Here is a 19,820-nt window from a genome sequence, read left to right as displayed (position 1 = left end):
CCCCTCCGCGGGGCCGCTCTTGCCTCCGACGATGGCGAATACGGCGCCATCGCGCGGACGCCGATACAACGCGATGCCCATCGGCGCCCGGGAGACATCGCCGTCGAATAGCGCGATGCCGCCCCCGTCGATGGGCGTCATGTCCGGCAGCCGGAAGATGCGCAGCGCCATCGTCCCGCGTTCGGCGGTGACGGCGATGTCGATCAGCGCGCCGTTCAACGCCACGCCAGTGATGACATCGACGTTGTTCGGGCGCTTGAGCGGACGACGGGTGCGGGCGCTGTCGATACGCCCGTCGAGGGTGAACACATAGAGGCCGCCCGTGCTGTCCCCCTTATCCGTGCCGATCACCAGCGAACGGGAGGGATTCACCGTGTCGATCCAAATGGCCGGGTCGTCCGAGTCGTTGAGCACGGCGGCGGTGACGACCACAGGCCTCAGCGTGTCGCCGACGGTCGAGACCGTGCTGGATGCGGCGGAGGGCGGGGGCGACTCGCTGCTTCGGCAGGCGCTCAGCACGCAGCCGAGCAGCAGCAACGCGACCTGCGAGAGACGCTTCACACGAATGGATCAGAGGGGCGTACGCATCGACCAAATGCCGGCTGCAAGTCCTGATGAATTTCCGGTGGTCTTGCGACTAACCGATAACGGAATTGTCACGGATGTGTATTGTCTGCTTTCGTGGCATGACTTTCCAGATGGCGTAATGCGCGTAGTTTTCGCCCATGACTCCCCCTGCTCATTCCCGCGCCGTCGCGCTGATTACCGGTGCCTCGCGTGGCATCGGACACGCGATTGCCCTCCGGCTCGCGCCGACGCATGACCTCATCCTCGTGGCGCGCGATGCGTCGCGACTGGCGGTGGTCGCCCAGGAGTGCGAGTCGCTCGGGGCGTCCGTGCAGTGCGTTGCGGTCGACGTCCAGAACGCGCTGCTGACCGCGCAGCGACTGACCGGTCTGCATGTGGACGTGCTGGTGAACAATGCCGGCGTCGCCGTCATGAAGCCGTTCCTCGAGATGACCGCCGAGGAATGGCATCGGCAGGTGGACGTGAACGTGAACGCCCTCTACCATGTGACGCGCGCGGTGTTGCCGGGAATGGTGGCGCGCGGCCGTGGGCACGTCTGCATCATCGGCAGCACGGCGGGGCGCAACACGTTCGTGGGTGGCACGTGCTACGCGGGGACCAAGCATTTCGTGATGGGCTTCGCTGAATCCCTGATGCTCGAAGTGCGTGATGCCGGGGTCGGCGTGTCGGTGATCACGCCGGGCTCGGTCGATACCGATCTCTTTCCGGCGGGCACCAATCGCACGTGGATGCTGGAGCCGAAGAACGTGGCCGACGCCGTCGGCTTCGCGGTCGAGGCGCCGGCACACATGCTCGTGCATCGGCTCGAGGTGCGTCCGCTCTCGCCGAAGCGTCCCCGGACATCGTGAGGTGAGCGACGCGCGTGAGCTGTTGGCGGTGCGCGAGATCGCGCACGCGTTCCTGCTGGCTGATCGGCCCGGCGATGTGCAGCAGTTCGCGCTGGATCGGGTGACGCCGATACTCGGGGCCGCGTTCTCGCTGGTGATGGAACTCGGGGACGACGGCGAGTTACTGCGGCCGGTGGCGCAGCACGAATGGCCCGCGAAGCATCGGCACTGGATCGGTGCGCTCCGTGTGCGGGTGGGCGATGGACCGAGTGGTTTGGCGGTCGCCGAGCGACGCCTGGTCGAGGTGCCCGATCTGTTCGCCGATGCCTCGCTGGGCGCGTGGCACGAGGTGGCCGAGGAGCTCGGGTTCCGTTCGATCATCGCGGCGCCGATGGAGACCGCGGATGGGCCGATCGGCGCGATCGCCTTCTACTTCGCCGACGCCACACCTGTCCGTGATGAGCAGCGCGCGCTGGTGCGGGTGGTGGCCGATCAGCTGGCGGCGGCGACCGACAAGTCGCGGCGCACCGATGCGTTGCGGCGCGCGAACGCGGCTCTGGCCGAGGCGAATGCGCAGCTCGAGCGGCAGGCGGCGGCGTGGAGCAGCGCCGAACGGGCGCGCGATCAGATCGTGGACGGGGTGGTGTCGGCGTTGCTCACGCTGACTGGGCCGGATCACGGCGGGGAAGCGTCGATACGGCTCGCTGCGGTCCATGCGCTGGCGGTGGCGGCGCGCGATTACGACATGGTTACGCACGACGACTTTTCCGCGGCCGCGGCGGATGTCGATCCGCGGGAGCCGCTGTTGTCGGCGGTCGCGACTTGGCGGGCGCGGGCCCCGATGGTCCCGATTCATGTGGACGAGCCGGCTGTACTCCTGCCGATGATCCGCGGTGACCTTCATTGGCTGTCCCGTCTTTTGGAACTCGTCGTGGGGTTGGCGGTCCGGTCGGCCTGTATCGAGGGCGGGACGGTGAATACGGAGGTTCGACTGGGGCGCGGCTTCATCGCGCTGCAGGTGGGGTGGCGAGACGCCTCGATGGACGCCGCGACCGCGGTCGAGGGCGACCAACCTCCCTCAGTGACTCCGCGTATACTTCAGGAGACGCCGCGCCGGCCGGCGCACGACCCGTTCGCGGGCGTGCGCGGGGCGGTGACGGCGCTCGATCAGCCGCTGGCCACCGTCCTTGCCGGGCGCCTTGGCGGCCAGATGCGCGTTGAGGAGTCAGCCAGCGGTGCAGAAGGCGCGGGTGGGTGGACGTTGATCTTCCCCGTCGAAGTCGATCGCTGACCCGCCGTCGTTGTCTCTCCTGTTCTCCCGTTCAATCCGGATCGCCCGCATGCATCAGCAGTCGAATCGCCAATTGCAGGACCGTCTCACGTCGTTGCCGGTGGCGGAGGTTCTCGCTCTGGCCGCTCGTTTTTTCACGCGGCGCAGCGGTGTGTATGCAACGTTCGTCGAGAAGCAGGGTCCCTCGCATCTCGTGCTGCGAGGGCAGGGCGGTGAGGAGCTGGTGATCGCGGCGCGTCTCACCGACGCGGGTACCGCCGTCACGGGTTCGACCTACATGTTCGACCAGCAGCTGGCGCGCTTCCTCGACTCACTACCGCCGGCGTTGCCGCTGCCGTTGGCGGACGCGGCGCGCACGGATGCTGTGGCCGCGCTGCCGGAGGCTGTGGCATGACGGCGGGGACTACGCACTTTGTGAATTCGCTCCGCGTGCGACCGGAGATCATCCGCCTCGCGAACGAGCAGGCTCCGGTGTTATGGACGGTGCGCGTTCAGGCCGCTGAGGTGTGGGATGCGGTGCGGGTCGAGGCGACACCGGAAACGCGCGTGCGCGACGTGAAGCAGGCCGCGATGGCGCTGCTGCTGCCAGACGTCGAGCAGATCGACAGCTTTGTGGTGAAGTTGCATGGCGCCGAAGTGACGAACGAATCGCAGTCGCTGCAGTCGGCGGGGGCGCGCGATGCCTCCACGCTGTTCGTGACGGCCCGCCGGCGTCGGCCGGTCCGGTGAGCGAGCGGTCGCCGGAGTCGTTGCTCGCGGCCGTCCATCGGCTGCGGGCCGAGATCGCGAAGCGCATCGTCGGGCAGGATGCGGTGGTGGACGAGATCCTGATGGCGCTGGTGGCGGGTGGACACGCGCTGCTGGTGGGTGTGCCCGGCCTCGCCAAGACGCTGATGATCAAGTCCCTGTCCGATGCGATGCAACTCGAGTTTCGTCGCATTCAGTTCACCCCCGACCTCGTGCCGAGCGACATCACGGGCACCGAGATTCTCGAAGAGAGCGGCGGCGGGTCTCGCGCGTTCCGCTTCGTGCACGGTCCGGTGTTCGCGAACATCGTACTGGCCGACGAGATCAATCGCGCGCCGCCACGTACGCAGGCGGCATTGCTGGAAGCGATGCAGGAGCATAGCGTGACCGCCGCCGGCAAGACGATGAAGCTGCCGGAGCCGTTCTTCGTGCTCGCGACGCAGAATCCGATCGAACAGGAGGGCACGTATCCGCTGCCGGAAGCGCAGTTGGATCGATTCCTGTTCGACATTCGTGTGGGCTATCCCAGCGAAGCGGACGAGATTTCGATTTTGCGCACGACTACCGGCAAGCGTGGTGCACCCATCGACGCGGTGTTCTCGGCGACCGACGCGTTGGCGTTGCAGCGACTGGTGCGCGAGTTGCCATGCAGTGAGCTGGTGCTCACCTATGCGGCGCAGCTCGTCCGGGCCACTCGGCCGCAGGAGACATCGGCGCCGAACATCGTGCGCCAATACGTGCGATGGGGTGCCGGACCGCGCGCCGGGCAAGCGTTGATTCTCGGCGCGAAAGCGGCGGCGCTGCTGGCCGGACGTGCGGCGGTGTCGCCGGCGGATATCCGGCGCGTGGCAATGCCGGTGCTCCGTCATCGTATTCTGCCCAACTTTGCGGCCGAGGCCGACGGCGTGTCGGCGGAACCGATCATCGAGGCGCTGTTGTCGCACGTGGCAGCGCCAGGCAGCGCGCTGCCGGCCTGATTGCGCGGCGTGAGCACTCGGCCGCGATGAGCACGGACTACGGGCCGATGCTCGACGCTCTGCGCGGCGTGCGCTGGCCGGCACGCCGTTCCGTGGCGGCGGCACCGGCGGGCGCGCACCGGTCGCGGCAACGCGGAACGGCGGGTGAGTTTACGGAGTATCGCCTGTACCGACAGGGTGATGATCCGCGGGCCCTCGATTGGAAGCTGCTCGCGCGCAGCGATCGTGCCTTCGTGCGGCTGAGCGACGATCGCGCCCTGCTGCCCACCTGGTTTGTGCTCGATGGCAGTGGCAGCATGGATTTCCCGAAGCAGGGGGGCACGAGCAAATGGCACATGGCGTGCGCCGTCGCGGTGGGATTGGCGGCCGTCGCACACGCGTCGGGTGATCCGGTGGGGGTGTTGGCGCTGCACGCTGGCGGCATGCTGCGCGTGCCGCCCCGCACGCGACGCGGCACGGTCCGCGAGATCGCCCGGTCGCTGGATACGCTGCGGCCCGGTGACAGCCGCGCCGTCGCGCCGGCGCTGATGCAGATCCCCGCGACGGCGCGCTGCGTGCTGGTGACCGACTGCCTCGGAGATCACGACGCGACGCTGCAGTACGCGTCGGTGCTGGCGGCGGGTGGTGCGATGCTGGAGTGCGTGCACATCGTGGCGCGCGACGAGCTCGCGCTTCCCGAGGGGGTGTTCCGCGCGCAGGATCCGGAACAGGCCGCGGTGTGGCGTGTGACCAGCATGGATGTGCGCGCTGGCTATGCGTCGCGTTTCGATGCCTTTCGCGCGCAGGTGCGGGATCGGTGGCGCGCGCTCGGCGCGGGCTACACGGAAGTGGTGACCGACGAGATGCCGGCGCGTGCGGTGCGCGCGGTCGTTGCGGGGCTGGCCCGATGATCGGCTTCGCGCTTCCCTGGGTGTTCGGCGTGGCGTTGGTGGCCGCCCTGACGATCACGGCGCTTCACTTCCTCTCCGTGCGACAGCCTCGCGTGCTGTTGCTGCCCACGGCACGCTTCGTCCCCGAGCGGGACGCGCGTGCCGTGGCACGTCAGGCGAGGCCGAGTGATCTGCCGTTGTTGCTGCTGCGCGTGATCGCCCTGCTGGCGGCGGGTGCCGCGCTGGCCGGGGCGCGATGCGGCGCGCCGGGCACGCGGAGGTCGTCGATCGTCGTGCTCGATGCCGCGCAGCGCGCGGATTCCGCAGCATTGCTCCGCGCCGCGCGCGTGGTACCCACGGGTGACGGTGAGCTGGCCGAACCGGCCACGGTGCTGTGGGTGAACGGCGTGGCGGATGATCCCGGCGTAGCGATTGCGGGCGCGATCCGCGAATCGGCGCGCCAAGCCCAGGCCAATCCTTCGTTGGCAGAGCTTTCGCTCACGGTGGCGTTGCCGGAACGGGTGCGTTCGCGGCGTGGTTGGGACGCGTGGCGCGGCGAGTGGCCCGCTGGGATTCGCGTGGTGCGCGCGGCACCACCGGTGTTGTCGGGAGCTCCTGCACCTTATCCGCCAGCATTCGGCTCGGTGCGCATCGCCGGTACGGCCGGGGCAGGGCGGCAAGATGTCGTGGCCGCGGCGTTCGCATCACGTGGTGCGTTCCCGCGCGGTGGATTGGCAGCGGACACCGCCGACGTGGTCGTTTACCGAACGACACCGGCCGGCCCGGCGCGCGCCACGGTGACGGTCGTGTGGCCAGCCAGCGGCGTGCCGGCCGGTTGGCGTGTCGCGCCGCCAATGGACTCCGTGGGTGCCGTCGCGGCTGTTGGCTTGGCCGTGGTGGGGCCGTGGGTGCGGACGGCGCTGCCGCCGACACTCTCGGATAGCGTGCGGGCGATCGCGTGGTGGAGCGACGGCGTCGCGGCCGCTGTCGAGCGCGCGCGCGGTGCGTCGTGTGTACGCGAGGCGGCCATCGTCGTGGCCGAGGGGAGCGACCTTCTGCTGTCGCCGGCGGCCGATGGATTGCTGCGGGCGTTGCGTGCCCCGTGCGGCGGAATCAGTGTTCCCGCGCCGCGCGAGCCGTCGGAGAGTGCGGGAACGGCGGTGCCGACGGCGTATGCGCCGGCCAGCAGGTTTCGCGACAGCGTGACCGAGACGAACACGACGCGTCCCGTGTGGCTGGCGACGGCGCTGCTGGCCATCGCGTTGGTGGCCTTGCTGGCCGAGTACGTTGTCCGACGGGAGTCGGCGAGTGCGGCGGCGTCATGAGCGAGACGACGCTGCTGTCGATTGTGGCGAACGTTCGCCGTGCGCTGACCCGACTGCTGTACGCACGGGCCGCAGTGCTTGCACTCGGCGTGGCGCTGTCGGCGTGGCTGCTGATCGACGGCGCGCGCGCGGCGCGAGGCGGTGCGCCGATTGCCGCGGGCCCGCGGGCGGGGATGGCCTTCGTGATCGTGCTTGCCGCCGCGATGCTGGTGAGCTGGATGCTGGCCCACCGTCGCGCCCGCGGCATCACGGACGTGCGTGCAGCGCTGTGGATCGAAGAGCGCGATGGTGACGCGCGGCCCGCGAGTTTCGCTTTGGTCACGCTTGTCGAGGCGCTGGTCGGGCGGCGTGGGTTGGCCGCCGATGGGTCGCCGGCCGAGGTATCAGCGCGCACCGTCGCTGAGAGTCCGCTGCTGCTGGCCTCGGCGAGTGCGCTGCTGGCCCGTATCGATGTGTCACACGCACTGCGGCGTGCCGCGCGGAATCAACTGCTCGGGCCGACGCTGTTCGCGGGCGGTGCACTCCTGGTGATGGTGCTCGGTGCCGTGGTGGGCTCGTCGGCCAGCGGTACCGCTGGTGCGATGCTGCGCGCGGTCACCGGTGACACGGCGATGCCGGCACCGATTCCGCCGTTGGGAGCGTGGCAGGTGCGTGTGGATGCGCCGGCGTACACGCGCCGCGCCGCGCAGCAGTGGGGTGACGTGCAGACCGTGGCGGCGATCAGCGGAAGCACGGTGCAGCTGCGTGGCACCGGACCGGTTCCGTCGCGCGTGGTCGAGCGCGTCGTGGGTGTGGCGGCGGATACCCTCGGCTCCGCGCGACGCGAGCGAGCCTTGGCGCCGACGGCGATTGGTGATGGGTGGCAGGTGCGCACGAGAGCGACCGACGGACCGGTCACGCTGCAGCTCCACCGCGGCGGTCGTTCGCGGTTGCTGGTGATCGAAGGGCGCGCGGATTCGATTCCACGCGTGTCGCTGTTGCAGCCGGCACGCGATAGCGTGTTCCGCACGCCCGAGGGCTCGCTCACGCTGGTGGCGTCGGTGCGTGATGACATCGGGCTCGGGCAGGCACGCTTCGAGCTGATCGTGAGTTCCGGCGAGGGCGAGCGGTTCACGGCGCGTACGGTCGCGATGGGTGCGCGCCGCTTCGCGGGCGAGCCGGCCGGTACGATCCGCGCCACGATGGACATCGGTGCGCTCAAGCTGGTCGCGGGTGACATCGTGCATTTGCGGGCGATGGCTCGCGATGCACATCCGTCGTCGGCCCGTGAGTACGGCAGCAGCGAGACGCGCTCGTTTCGCATAGCCCGCGCTGCCGAGTACGACTCGGTGGCGGTGGAACCTGCACCGCCGCCGGAGGTGGACAAGTCACGGCTCAGTCAGCGCATGCTGCTGCTGCTCACGGAGAAGCTCGAGAAGCAGCGGCCGAGGCTGGCCCGCACGACGCTGATGAACGAATCGATTGCGATCGGGCGCGATCAGGCGCGGTTGCGACAGGCGGTCGGTGACGTGGTCTTTCAGCGCTTGAGCGGGGACGTGAGCGGCGAGCATTCGCACTCGGCCGGCGATGGACATGATCACGGCGTCGAGCAGCAGCAGGGGAAGCTGGCGCTGTCGGGAGGCAATGCCGGCGGCGTGCTCGAGGAAGGGGACGACTCGCCGGTGATCGCCATCAACCAGCCGCTGTTGGAGGCGTACAACGCGATGTGGGACGCTGGGCGCGCGCTCGAGCAGGGTGATCCGAGGGCGGCGATTCCCCACATGCGTCTGGCGCTGGCGGCGATCGAACGGGCCCGTTCGGCGGAACGACTGTATCTGCGTGGCAAGCCGCCCACGGTGATCATCGACCTCGCCAAGGTGCGACTTGCCGGGAAGGATACCGGCGCGACGAATCTCCGTCGTGAGCGGGAGGCGCTGCCGCCACAGGCGGCGCGTCGTGCGGTGCGCCTCGTGGTCGCTGCGCAACTGGTACCGCGTGATATGTCGGCGGCGCGAGATTCACTTGTGCTCTTGCGCGTGGAGGCCCTTGGCGATTCGCCGGCGTTTGCGGCGGCGGTCGGTGCGGTACTCGATGCGCTGGCGGGGGGTGGTGATGCGACCGAAGCGTTCCTGCGGGCGCGTCGCGTGCTCGGTGGGGTGGCGCGCACGGAGGCCGGGGTGTGGTCCCGTGGAGTGCCGCTATGAGCGATGACGCGATCCACACGCGTCGCGGTGCGGACGTGACGGAGCCGTTCGTATTCGCCACGGCGCAGTACGAATCGGGCGACTGGGATTCTGCCCCGATGCTCCCGGCCAACGTGATCGATTCCATCGCGCGCTATACGTCGTTGCCGGTGCGGCCGCAGGGCATCACGGTGCCGTTGTCGTCAGAGGCCGTGTTCGCGTATCCGCTGCTGTTTCTCACCGGCCACTTGCCCGTGCGCTTCACGACGCGCGAGGCGGATGTTCTGCGCACGTATCTCCTGCGCGGCGGACTGCTGTTCGTGGACGACCACAATCACGACGTGGATGGCGCCTTTCACAAGACGGTGCGCGAAGAGATCCGTCGGGTGGCGGGCCCACTGGTGCCCCTGCCGAATACCCATGAGTTGTATCGCAGCTTCTTCGTATTCGAGAACGGACCGCCGACCACGTCGCATGAAATGAACGGCTGGGGCGACAATCTCGTGCACGAACAGCTCGATGCAGTGCTGCGGAACGGCCGCATCGCGGTGTTGTACAGCAGCAAGGACTACAGCTCGGAGTGGAGCTTCCATCCAGACAACAAGCGCTTCCTTTCAGTCGACAATACGAAGTTCGCAGTGAACCTCGTGGTCTACGCCCTCACCCGATGACGGCGACGACTCCGAATCGGGCGCGACTTATGCTCGAAGGCGTGCTTCGTGCCGTTGCACTGCTTGCGCTGGCGGTGGCGATGTACCTCTCGATCCGCCCAGCCGCGCGTCGTGACCGGTCGGGCACCGTGATGCGGTGGTCGGTGGCGGACGTCGCCGACAGCAGCGCGACGGCGCTGACCACAGCGCTCGTGCGCGCGGTGGTCGCCGCGAGCGGGGATTCGCCGTCGCGAGCGATTACCGTGGAACTGCCGGCCGTTCCCGCCGCGCGCACGCGCGGGCTGCTGGGCACGATGACGGGTGCGGACATCACGGTGCACTGGATCGATCGCACGCAGGCGTCGGGGCTCGCGTTATCGGCGACGGCGGTGGCCGGTCCGTCGGGCGCGGTGGATGTCCGCGTGGCGGGCGCGATGGCTGGCATCATGGCGGACTCCGGGGCGACACCGATGCCGCTCGTGGTGCGCGATGGCGGCGGTACCCTCGACTCCATCCCGAATGTGCAGCGCGTCGGATGGCGGTTGGCCAGTATGTCGCCGCCCCTCCGGGCCTCGGTGGGCGCATCTGTGGCCCGCGTTGCCGTGGCGACGCCGCCGTTCGCGCGGCGCGTGATGCTGATGGCGCAGCCGGGGTGGGAGTCGAAGTTCACGGCCGCGGCACTCGAGGAAGCAGGGTGGCACGTTGACGGCAGCTACCGTGTGGCGCCGCGTACGGCGGTTACGCTGGGGGCGCCGGCGCGGCTCGACACATCGCGCTACGCGGTGGTGGTGCTGCTGGACAGCATGTCCTTGGACGTGGCTGCGCTCACGCGCTTCGTGCAGCAGGGTGGCGGTCTGGTGCTTGGCGGTGACGCGTTACGCATTCCTGCCCTGGCACCGATCAGCCCCGTACGCGCGACATCGACGCGTGGGGCCGTGGCCGGCGCGCTGCTGACCGCGACGCCATCGCGTGGTCTCGAGGCGTGGGAGCTCGTGGCGAAACGGGGGGCGTTTGTGGTTCGTGCGGACGCATCGGACCATGGGCACGCGGAGCCGGTGCTGGTCGCGCATCGCGTCGAGGCCGGGCGCGTGGTGGCCAGCGCCTATCGGAACAGCTGGCGTTGGCGGATGGAAGGCACCGACGACGGCGCGGCGGAGCATCGCGCGTGGTGGGGCGGCGTGCTGGCACTGGCGGCTGGCGTGCCGCCCGCGGTGGCGGATTCCCTGGCCGACGCCTATCCGGGTGATGCGGCGCCCTATGCCGACCTCGTGGCGCGGAGTGGGAGGGCGGTGCGGGTCGATCGCGCTGGCGTGCCGGATGCGGTGCCCGCCCGCACGGCGTTCGACACCGTGCTGGATCGCCTGCGCTCGTCCTCCGGCCTACTGTTCATGGTGATCGCGCTCGCCCTGCTGGGTGAATGGGCGTCGCGACGGCTGCGCGGCCAGCGATAACACTCCTCCGTCAGGATGCACGACATGAAGCAACCGGTCGCATTCCTCTCGCACTCCGATTGCGGACGGCATGACACGGGGTGGGATCACCCCGAGCATGTCGGACGCCTGCGCGCCATCCCGCGGGCGCTGCGCAACGATCAGGCCTTGTTCGAATCGCTGCAACACTACGAGGGACGTCACGCCACGGAAGACGAGATCGCTCTGGCGCACGACCGCGCCTATATCGCGAAGGTGCGGGACATGGCGCAGTCGGGCGGTGGCCGCCTCGATCCCGACACGGTGGTGAGTGAAGGGTCGTGGGACGCGGCGACGGCGGGCACGGGCTGCGTACTCGACGGCGTGGACATGGCCTTCGACGGCCGCGCGCCACGCAGTTTTTCGGCGGTGCGTCCGCCGGGGCACCACGCCCTGCGTGACCGCGCGATGGGGTTCTGCCTGTTCGGGAATGTGGCGATCGCGGCGCACTATGCCCTCGCCACCACGACATGCGAGCGCGTGTTGATCGTGGACTGGGACGTGCATCACGGCAACGGCACGCAGGCGCTGGTGGAGCACGACCCGCGGATCCACTTCGTGTCCATGCACCAATGGCCGTGGTATCCCGGCACCGGTGCGGCCAGCGATCGTGGTCCGCACGGCACCGTGTGGAACGTGCCGATGGCCCCGTCGCTGCCGTCGTCCCAGTATGTGGCGGCGCTGCTGGGTGCCGTGGATGCCGCCGCCGAGGGATTCATCCCCGATCTGGTCCTGCTGAGCGCAGGCTTCGATTGCCTTGAGGGCGATCCGCTGGGCGCCTTCACCCTCACGCTCGACGATATCGACACCCTGACCCGGGCATTGGTGGAGCGCGCCGAGCGCTGGTGCGACGGTCGGCTGGTCAGTGCCATGGAGGGGGGATACGCGCCGGACCCGGTGGCGCAGGCGGTCCTTGTCCATCTGCGGGCGCTGGCCTGACGGCGCGTGTGTCACCATGATTCGCTGGTGATGATCACCGCCCCCGAGTCTCTCCTCGCGATCGACCAGCCGCACGATCCACCGACGCGGAGCATTTACCGGTCGCCATCGGGTGAGGCGATCCTCGACTGTCACCCCCGTGACATCGCGCAGCTACTGGCCGAGGGTGGCCCGTTGTGGGTCGATATCGACTCCTCGGTGCGCTCGCAGCATGCGTTGTTGGAGAAGATCTTTCATTTCCATCCGCTCGCGATCGAGGACACGCTCAACCCGAGTTCGCGCGTCAAGCTCGAGGAGTACGACGGATTTCTGTTCGTGATCATCCGCGGCGTGGCGCTCGCGTCCGACACCGACGATCCGTACGACCTCGAAACGAAAGAGCTGTACTGCTTTCTCGGGCCGCATTACCTGGTCACCGTGCACGCCGGTCCGATGGCATCGATCGACCGCGTGTCGGAGCAGCTGCGCCGGTCGCCGGAGCTCCTCTCGCGGGGCGTGGAACGCGCGCTGCACGCGATCCTCGATGACACGATCGACAGCTTCTTTCCGATCATGCAGCAGATCGACGAGTTCATCGACGGGCTGGAGGAGCGGGTGTTCGTGGACTTCGACGAAACGGCGTTGCGTGACCTGTTCCATGTGAAGCGGTTGGTGCTGTCGCTGCGTCGCTATCTGCAACCGTCGCGCGAAGTGATGAACGTGCTCACGAATCGTCCGAGCCTTCTGTTGACCGCCGACGTGCAGATCTATTTCCGGGACATCTACGATCACGTGCTGCGTATCAACGATGCGCTCGATACGTATCGCGATCTGCTCAGCAGTACGATGGACGCGTATCTGACGCAGGTGTCGAATCGTCTGGGAGCGACCACCAAGGCCCTGTCGGTGGTGGCCACGATGTCGCTGCCGTTCGTGGTGGTGAGCGGCATGTGGGGGATGAACTTTTCGACGATTCCGTTGTCGGGGTGGCCACACGGGTTCTGGGTGCTGCTGGTCGTGCAGCTCGGGTTGGGTGGCCTGCTACTTTTCTACTTGCGGCGTCGGAGGCTGTTGTGACGCGTCTGCCTGCCGGCGTGCATCCTTCTCTCCCTTTTTCTTCGCCCGATGTTCTGCCCTGAATGCGGGACCTGGAACCGGGCTGCGGCCGCGCGCTGTACGCGCTGTGGCGTGCCGCTGCCGGACGTGGCGGCCCCACCGATCGACATCCCTGACGAGGAGCTGCGCGAGTTGCGTGTGGCCACGGGCAATCGCTACACGGTGATGAAGCGGCTGGGCAGCGGGGGGATGGCGCACGTGTACCTGGCGAAGCACGCCGTGCTGGCGCGACCGCTGGTGCTCAAGGTGTTGCACCGCGCGCTGGCGCAGGAGCCGGAGATGCGTGAGCGCTTCCGGCGCGAGGCCGAAGCCGCGGCGCGCCTGATCCACCCGTTCATCTGTGCGATTGCCGACATGGGCACGGCAGGGGACATCGAGTATCTCGCCATGCCGTATTACGCGGGGGGCTCGCTGGCCGACCTGCTGTCGCGCCGCAAGACGGTGCCAGCGAGCACCGCGGCCTCGATCGCGGTCCAGGTGGCGTGTGCGCTCGACCACGCCCATCGGCATGGTGTGGTGCATCGCGACATCAAGCCGGACAACATCCTGTTCGACGAAGACGGGAATGTGGCGCTCACCGACTTCGGCATCGCGACGGCCCGCTTTCACGGGCGCCTGACCGCCAGCGGTCGCGCGATGGGCACGCCGCATTACATGTCGCCCGAGCAGGCGATGGGCAAGCTGGTGGACGGTCGCAGCGACCTGTACGCCGTGGGCCTGTTGCTGTACGAGATGCTGCTGGGGCGACCGCCGTTCGACGGCGAGGATTCCTACGCGGTGGGATACAAGCACGTGCATGAGATGCCGGTGGCCCCTGATCAGGTGGATACGCGCATCCCCGCCGGCTTGAGCGCGATCACGATGAAGTGCCTGTCGAAGCAGGCCGTCGAGCGCTACGATCGCGGCTTCGAGCTGGCCGACGCGCTCATCGCGTTTTTGGGGCAGGCACCGGGGGCCGAGCTGCGGGCCGCCCGCTCGTCACGGCCGTCGGGACTCACGCCGTTCTGATCTCCACCACCACGATCGTCCGCCACATGCAACTGCACGCCGAAATCCTTACGGTACACACCACGCATCCGTTCATCATCGCGCGCGGCGGTTTCAGCGAGTACCGCGTGGTGTGGGTGCGGCTACGCGACGACGACGGGGCGGAAGGGTGGGGGGAGGCGGCGCCCAGCCGTTTCTACGGGGAGACGGCGGACAGCGTGATGACGGCGTTGACGCACTTCGCGCCGGTGCTGGCGAAGGCGAACAGCTGGTCGATCGACGCCATCGAGCGGGAGCTCGAAAAGACGCTGCGCTGGAACGCGGCGGCGCGCTGTGCGATCAGCTCGGCGCTGCATGATCTGGCCGCCAAGCGGCTCGGTGTCCCACTATGGAAACTGTGGGGGCTCGATGCCGCGGCGGCCCCCCGATCCACCTTTACGATCGGCATCGCGCCTGATGCCGAGACGTTGCGGGCGCGGGTGCGCGATGCGGCGGCGTATCCGATTCTCAAGATCAAGCTGGGCTCGAGCTGGGATCGCGAGGTGTTGCGGATCGTGCGCGAGGAAGCGCCGAACGCCACGCTTCGTGTCGATGCCAATGCGGCGTGGACGCCGAAGCAGGCGTTGGCGATGCTGCAACCCCTGTGCGACGTACAGGTGGACATGCTGGAGCAACCGCTGGCGCCGCATGACATCGACGGGCTGCGCTTCGTGCGCGAGCGCTCACCGATTCCGGTGATCGCCGATGAGTCGTGCCTCGTGGCCTCGGACATCCCCAAGCTCGTTGGCGCAGTGGATGGCATCAACATCAAGCTCGCCAAGTGCGGATCACTGCGTGAGGCGCTGCGCATGATCGCCGTGGCGCGCGCGCACGGCCTGCGCGTGATGTGCGGCTGCATGATCGAGACGACGCTCGGGATTGCCGCGGCCGCGCATTTCTCGCCGCTGCTCGACGATGCCGACCTCGACGGCGCCGCGTTACTCGCCGACGATCCGTTCAGTGGCCCGTCGATCCCCAGCGGTCAGGTCACCCTCAGCGATGCGCCGGGACTCGGCGTGCAGCGCCGCTGACCGCGCCGCTGACCACGCCGGCCGGCGAGTCCCGCTGCATCGAGGTGGCGCTGGCGGCGCCCCTGTTCCGCACGTTCACGTATCGCGTCCCTGAGGGGATCGCCGTGCCGATCGCCCCCGGTACCCGCGTGCTGGTGCCGTTCCGGAACCGTCCGGAAATCGGGATCTGCCTCGGTGCCACCGAGCCGCCCGACGGTGTCACGCTCAAACCGATTCAGGGGGTCGTGGATGACGCGCCGTCGCTGCCGGCGGCCTTGCTGCAGACGGCCCGGTGGATTGCCGACTGGTACGCGGCGCCGCTGGGGCTGACCCTGCGATCGATGCTGCCGACGGCGCTGAGTTCGGCCAAGACACCGGCGCCGAAGTCGCGGACGCAGCGCATGGTACGCCTCGTGATGGATCTGCCGTCGTTGCTGCAGCGGGAGCAGACGTTTGCCCGCGCCAAACAACAGCGCGTCGTGTACGACCTGCTCGAGGCACAGGGGGGCGCGGCGCCGTTGGACGCGCTACGCATCCAGGCTAACTGCAGCGCCGGGGTGCTCACCGCCATGGCGAAGCGCGGCCTCGTGGAGATCCGGGATGACGTACAGCAGCGCGATCCGTTCGCCGATCGCGTCGGGACATTACCGCCGCCGAATCCGAGCGCGGCGCAGCAGGAGGCCGTGCGCGCCATTCTGGCCGGTGATCCGGGGCAGGTCTTTCTGCTGCACGGAGTGACGGGCAGCGGCAAGACGCTGGTGTACATCGAGGTACTCCGCGCGATGCTGCAGCAGCGCGACAAGACGGCGATCGTGCTCGTGCCCGAGATCGCACTGACGTCGCAGACGGTGGATCGGTTCCGCGGGGCGTTCGGCGACGATGTGGCGGTACTGCATTCCGGCTTGAGCGACGGCGAGCGCCTCGATGCATGGCAAGCGTTGCGTCGCGGCGAACGGCGCATCGCCGTCGGCGCCCGGTCGGCGCTGTTCGCGCCGCTCGAGCGTGTGGGCGTCGTGATCGTGGACGAAGAGCACGAGAGCAGCTACAAACAGTCGGAGACCCCGCGCTACCACGCGCGTGAGGCCGCCATCGTGCGCGCCCGCATCGAAGGGGCCGTGGTGGTGCTGGGCAGCGCGACGCCGAGTCTGGAGACGTGGGAGCGGGCCGACCGTGGGCAGGCCATCCGACTCACCTTACCCGATCGCGCCGCCGGGGCGCAGCTCCCGCCGGTGAGCGTGGTGGACATGCGCGTCGAGTTGAAGCAGGCAGTGCAGGCGCGGAATCCCAACGCGCCGTTCGACGAAACGCTGGGCGTGTTCAGTACGTCGCTGCTGGTGGCACTCGAGCAGCGACTGGTGCGCGGTGAGCAGAGCCTGCTGCTGCTGAACCGTCGCGGCTATTCGTCGTTCATGCAGTGCAATGCCTGCGGTGATGTGCCGGTGTGCCCGCATTGCAGCATCTCGCTCACGTACCATCGTGTGCCCGAGGTCCTCGTGTGCCATTACTGCCAGCATCAGCAGCCGGTGCCGGCGGCGTGCCCGCAATGCTCGGCCGACACCATGCGCCGACGCGGCCTCGGGACGCAGCAGGTGGAGCGCGTGCTCTCCGAGCGCTTTCCGGATGCGCGCATTGCGCGAATGGACGTCGATACCACCAGCGGCAAGTGGGCGCACACGCAGATTCTCGATCGCGTGGGGCGTGGCGAGGTGGACATCCTGCTGGGCACGCAGATGATCGCGAAGGGACTCGATTTCCCGAACGTGACGCTGGTAGGCGTGGTCGATGCGGACACGGGGCTCAACCTCCCCGACTTCCGGGCCGCCGAGCGGACGTTTCAGCTGGTGAGTCAGGTGGCCGGGCGCGCCGGACGCGGACCGAAGGGCGGTGATGTGATCATCCAGACGCGTATGCCGAACAGCCATGCCATCCGTCACGCCATCACGCACGACGTGACCGGCTTCGTGCGTGAGGAACTCGGCGCGCGCCGGATGCCGGCGTATCCGCCGTTCGTGAGTATCGCCAACGTGATGGTGAGCGGTCTCGATCAGGGGGCGACGGCGGCGACGGCGGAGGCGGCGGCTAATTGGGTGCAGCGGCTGGTCGAGCGGCAGGGGCTGCGCGACCTCGTGCTCGTGGGGCCCGCGCCGTGCCCCATCGATCGCATCAAGGACCGATGGCGCTGGCATTTTCTGCTGAAGTCCTCGCAGCCGAAGCTGATGACGCGCGTGGCGCGCTACATCGCCGAGCGGTGTCCGGTGCCGAAACTGCATGAGTTGCGGCTTACGGTGGACCGCGACCCCGTGTCGCTGCTGTAGGTGGCTCCGCCATCCCATTACTTTCCGGTATGTCGCTCAACAGCCTCGCGGCGATTCCGCCGTATGTGTTCTACGAACTCGATGCACGCCGGCAGCGGCATCGCGCCGCCGGCAAGTCGCTGATCGATGTCGGCATCGGCAGCCCCGACGGGCCGATCCCCGATGTGGTGATCGAGGCGATGCAGCGGGTCGCGGCCGATCGCGCGTTGAGCGGCTACCCGCAGTTTCGCGCGCATCCCGCGTACATGGCCGCGGTGTCGGGTTACCTCGACACGCGCTTCGGTGTGACCATCGATCCGGCGACCGAGCTGCACGCGCTGGCCGGTTCGAAGGAGGGGATCGCGGAACTCATCCTGTCGCACACGAATCCGGGCGACGTGGTGCTGGTGCCCGAGGTGTATTACCCGGTGTATGCGCGCGCCACGCTGTTGGCGGGCGCGGTGCCCGTGTTCGTGCCCTTCCTACCGGATGGACGTCTCGACCTCGAGGCCGTGGCGCCCGCCGACCTGGCGAAGGCTCGTGTGCTGATCGTGAACTACCCGGGCAACCCCACCACGTCGACGATCACGCTGGACGAGTTCGCACGTCTCGTGTCGTTTGCCGAACAGCAGGCGCTGCTGCTGATCAGCGATCTGGCGTACAGCGAGCTGTCGTTCGACGGCTATCGTGTACCGAGCGTGCTGCAGGTGCCGGGAGCATCACGGGTCGCGGTTGAGATGCACACGTGCAGCAAGAGCTTCAACATGGCCGGGGTGCGCATTGCGTTCGTGGCGGGCAAGCGCGCGGCGATTGCGCAGCTCGATGCGTACCGCTCGAACATCGGCTACGGTGTGAGCACGATTGCGCAGCTGGCCGGCGCGGCGGCGTTTACGCACCACGAGGCGATCGTGCCGCCGATCGTGGCGGAGTACCGCGCGCGTCGCGACGCGATGGTGCAGGCGTTCCAGGCGGGGGGATGGGATGTGCACGCGCCCGCGGCCACGATGTATCTCTGGCTCCCCGTGCCCGCGGGTTGCGACGACTGGGGCTGGGTGGACGCGCTGATGGAGGGGCCGGGAGTGGTCGTGACGCCGGGGATCGCGTTTGGCGAGGCGGGACGCGGGCGTTTTCGCGTGTCGCTGGTGCAGCCGGCTGATGTGTTGACGACCGCGGCGGCGGCGATCACGTCGATCGCCGCCGCCCTGTCGGCCTCCTGAGTCGAGGCCGCCCGTGTGGTGGACGCGGCCGATTTGACGCCGGCGTGGGGCACTGCGCGACGTCGACACGATCGGGGCTGCGTGTGACCGCTGGGTCTCCGGCGCCAGCGAGTACGACTGGGTGGTGCCCATATAGTACAGTGCTGAGATATCGTGCTGTCGTCAGAACGCAATGGGTGCGAAACTGGTTTTCGCCTTGTTCGGCAGTGCCGAGCACGGTGATCTTTCCTCGGTAGCCAGCGTCGACCCGCCCAACGTCGCATCGCCGCCGCGCTCGTCGGCGCCGGCTGCGGGATGCGGGATGCCGGCTACGTGCCGTGCACCGAGGGCGACGCCGGATCCGCCACGGCCACTACTCGAGCCGGTGCGGGCGCGCCGCGATCTGACGGTGCATGTCGCCTTCTCCGTTTCTTCCGATCACCTGATGCCCCTGATGCCCCTTCCCAACGAAACGACAGTCTCAGACGACGCGCCGACGGCGGCTTCTCACGACACGGGGGATGCGGCGTTGGCCGACGCGGACACCGCGGCGGTCGTGGTCGACGATGTCGTCGCGCCCGAGGACGTCGTTGCGGCGGCGGTGGTCGCCCCTGACCGCGCTGACGCGCCGGTGTCCGAGATCACGGAGCGATTCCTCAAGGTGGTCCTCGCCCATGTGCCGCTCGCGCGCATCGAGGAACTGCATCTGTTCTCACCGTTGCGGCAGGGGGGCGTGGAAACGGGCATCGCCGTGATCGCGGCGCGTGTGCCGGTCATGGCGTTCGAGTTGTCGCCCGCCCCCGAACTGCCGTTCGACGACGAGGCGGTTGCGACGGATGAGGCCGTGGGCGACGTCGCCGCTGCTCTCGCCGTCGACGCTGATATCGAGGCTGATGTCGAAGCTGATGTCGATGTCGTCGTTGACGCTGACTTCGATGTCGTCGTTGACGCTGTCGTCGATGCTGTCGTCGATGTCGCCATTGATGCGGACGTCGATGTCGGGGTTGATGCGGACGTCGATGTCCTCGTCGATGCCGACGTCGACGTTGTCATTGATGCGGACGTCGCGGCCGACGTGGCAGATGAGGGGCTCATCGAGACCGCGCCGTTGCCGCGCATCCGCCACACGGTGTACACGGCACGGTATCGGCTCGTGCAGAAGGGGCCCGAGCGTGGCAAGTGGGAAGCCGATGTCGTGGCGGAAGCCGACGCGCCGCTGGTCACGGTCGATCTCGTGGTGCGCGGTGTCCAGCGGCGCGCCGGCGAGGAATCGGAGATCGTGCGCTACTCGGCGCCTCAGCTGGCGCGAGCACTCCGCGTCCCGTACCCCGCGGTCTGATCCGGACGGCGAGCGA

Annotated in this window: 18 protein-coding genes; 17 read left to right on the top strand and 1 reads right to left on the bottom strand. The window is 68.5% G+C overall.

Going from position 1 to position 19,820, the window contains the following annotated elements; all coding sequences use genetic code 11:
- Positions 1–561: phytase (locus ACIRA7_RS03745; RefSeq protein WP_396219471.1), on the bottom strand; the 561-nt coding region annotated here is incomplete at its 3' end.
- A 164-nt stretch (positions 562–725) separates the two neighbouring features.
- Between ACIRA7_RS03745 and ACIRA7_RS03740 the strand changes: the two genes are divergently transcribed.
- The 17 genes from ACIRA7_RS03740 to ACIRA7_RS03660 all read left to right on the top strand — a co-directional run bounded on the left by ACIRA7_RS03740 (position 726) and on the right by ACIRA7_RS03660 (position 19,804).
- Positions 726–1,436, top strand: coding sequence for an SDR family oxidoreductase (locus ACIRA7_RS03740; RefSeq protein ID WP_396219470.1), 711 nt, complete (start codon positions 726–728; stop codon positions 1,434–1,436).
- A 1-nt stretch (position 1,437) separates the two neighbouring features.
- On the top strand, positions 1,438–2,706 hold the full coding sequence (locus ACIRA7_RS03735) for a GAF domain-containing protein (protein WP_396219469.1): 1,269 nt from the start codon (positions 1,438–1,440) through the stop codon (positions 2,704–2,706).
- Between the two features lie 49 nt (positions 2,707–2,755).
- Positions 2,756–3,100 (top strand): hypothetical protein, encoded by a 345-nt coding sequence (locus tag ACIRA7_RS03730; protein WP_396219468.1) that lies wholly within the window; start codon positions 2,756–2,758, stop codon positions 3,098–3,100.
- Entirely contained in the window at positions 3,097–3,435 is a 339-nt protein-coding gene (locus ACIRA7_RS03725) for a hypothetical protein (protein ID WP_396219467.1), read from the top strand. Before ACIRA7_RS03730 ends, ACIRA7_RS03725 begins: the two co-directional genes overlap by 4 nt.
- Positions 3,432–4,430 carry an AAA family ATPase gene (locus ACIRA7_RS03720; RefSeq protein ID WP_396219466.1) on the top strand — a complete coding sequence of 333 codons (999 nt, stop codon included), beginning with the start codon at positions 3,432–3,434 and terminating at the stop codon, positions 4,428–4,430. The genes ACIRA7_RS03725 and ACIRA7_RS03720 overlap by 4 nt, the downstream gene beginning before the upstream one ends.
- 26 nt (positions 4,431–4,456) lie before the next feature.
- Positions 4,457–5,320, top strand: coding sequence for a DUF58 domain-containing protein (locus ACIRA7_RS03715; protein WP_396219465.1), 864 nt, complete (start codon positions 4,457–4,459; stop codon positions 5,318–5,320).
- Positions 5,317–6,624 carry a hypothetical protein gene (locus ACIRA7_RS03710; protein WP_396219464.1) on the top strand — a complete coding sequence of 436 codons (1,308 nt, stop codon included), beginning with the start codon at positions 5,317–5,319 and terminating at the stop codon, positions 6,622–6,624. Before ACIRA7_RS03715 ends, ACIRA7_RS03710 begins: the two co-directional genes overlap by 4 nt.
- A complete protein-coding gene (locus ACIRA7_RS03705) occupies positions 6,621–8,807 on the top strand; it encodes a hypothetical protein (protein ID WP_396219463.1) in 2,187 nt (728 codons plus the stop codon). Before ACIRA7_RS03710 ends, ACIRA7_RS03705 begins: the two co-directional genes overlap by 4 nt.
- Entirely contained in the window at positions 8,804–9,457 is a 654-nt protein-coding gene (locus ACIRA7_RS03700; RefSeq protein WP_396219462.1) for a DUF4159 domain-containing protein, read from the top strand. The genes ACIRA7_RS03705 and ACIRA7_RS03700 overlap by 4 nt, the downstream gene beginning before the upstream one ends.
- The gene (locus ACIRA7_RS03695; RefSeq protein WP_396219461.1) at positions 9,454–10,887 is read left to right on the top strand and encodes a hypothetical protein; all 1,434 of its coding nucleotides are present in this window, start codon (positions 9,454–9,456) and stop codon (positions 10,885–10,887) included. The genes ACIRA7_RS03700 and ACIRA7_RS03695 overlap by 4 nt, the downstream gene beginning before the upstream one ends.
- 24 nt (positions 10,888–10,911) lie before the next feature.
- Positions 10,912–11,844: a histone deacetylase gene (locus ACIRA7_RS03690; protein WP_396219460.1), complete on the top strand. Its 933-nt coding sequence runs from the start codon at positions 10,912–10,914 to the stop codon at positions 11,842–11,844.
- 30 nt (positions 11,845–11,874) lie between these two features.
- Positions 11,875–12,900, top strand: a complete 1,026-nt coding sequence (gene corA / locus ACIRA7_RS03685) for a magnesium/cobalt transporter CorA (protein ID WP_396219472.1) — start codon at positions 11,875–11,877, stop codon at positions 12,898–12,900.
- A gap of 48 nt (positions 12,901–12,948) precedes the next feature.
- Positions 12,949–13,947 (top strand): serine/threonine-protein kinase, encoded by a 999-nt coding sequence (locus ACIRA7_RS03680; protein WP_396219459.1) that lies wholly within the window; start codon positions 12,949–12,951, stop codon positions 13,945–13,947.
- A 26-nt stretch (positions 13,948–13,973) separates the two neighbouring features.
- Positions 13,974–14,996, top strand: a complete 1,023-nt coding sequence (locus ACIRA7_RS03675; protein ID WP_396219458.1) for a dipeptide epimerase — start codon at positions 13,974–13,976, stop codon at positions 14,994–14,996.
- A 44-nt stretch (positions 14,997–15,040) separates the two neighbouring features.
- On the top strand, positions 15,041–17,290 hold the full coding sequence (gene priA, locus ACIRA7_RS03670) for a primosomal protein N' (RefSeq protein ID WP_396219457.1): 2,250 nt from the start codon (positions 15,041–15,043) through the stop codon (positions 17,288–17,290).
- Positions 17,291–17,319: 29 nt separating this feature from the next.
- Complete coding sequence (locus ACIRA7_RS03665) at positions 17,320–18,486, top strand: aminotransferase class I/II-fold pyridoxal phosphate-dependent enzyme (RefSeq protein WP_396219456.1); 1,167 nt, start codon at positions 17,320–17,322, stop codon at positions 18,484–18,486.
- Positions 18,487–18,910: 424 nt separating this feature from the next.
- A complete protein-coding gene (locus ACIRA7_RS03660) occupies positions 18,911–19,804 on the top strand; it encodes a hypothetical protein (RefSeq protein WP_396219455.1) in 894 nt (297 codons plus the stop codon).
- The last annotated feature ends 16 nt before the right edge of the window (positions 19,805–19,820 follow it).

This window comes from Gemmatimonas sp. (assembly GCF_044376735.1).
Taxonomy (GTDB): domain Bacteria; phylum Gemmatimonadota; class Gemmatimonadetes; order Gemmatimonadales; family Gemmatimonadaceae; genus Gemmatimonas.
This window is presented reverse-complemented; position numbering and strand designations above follow the sequence as displayed.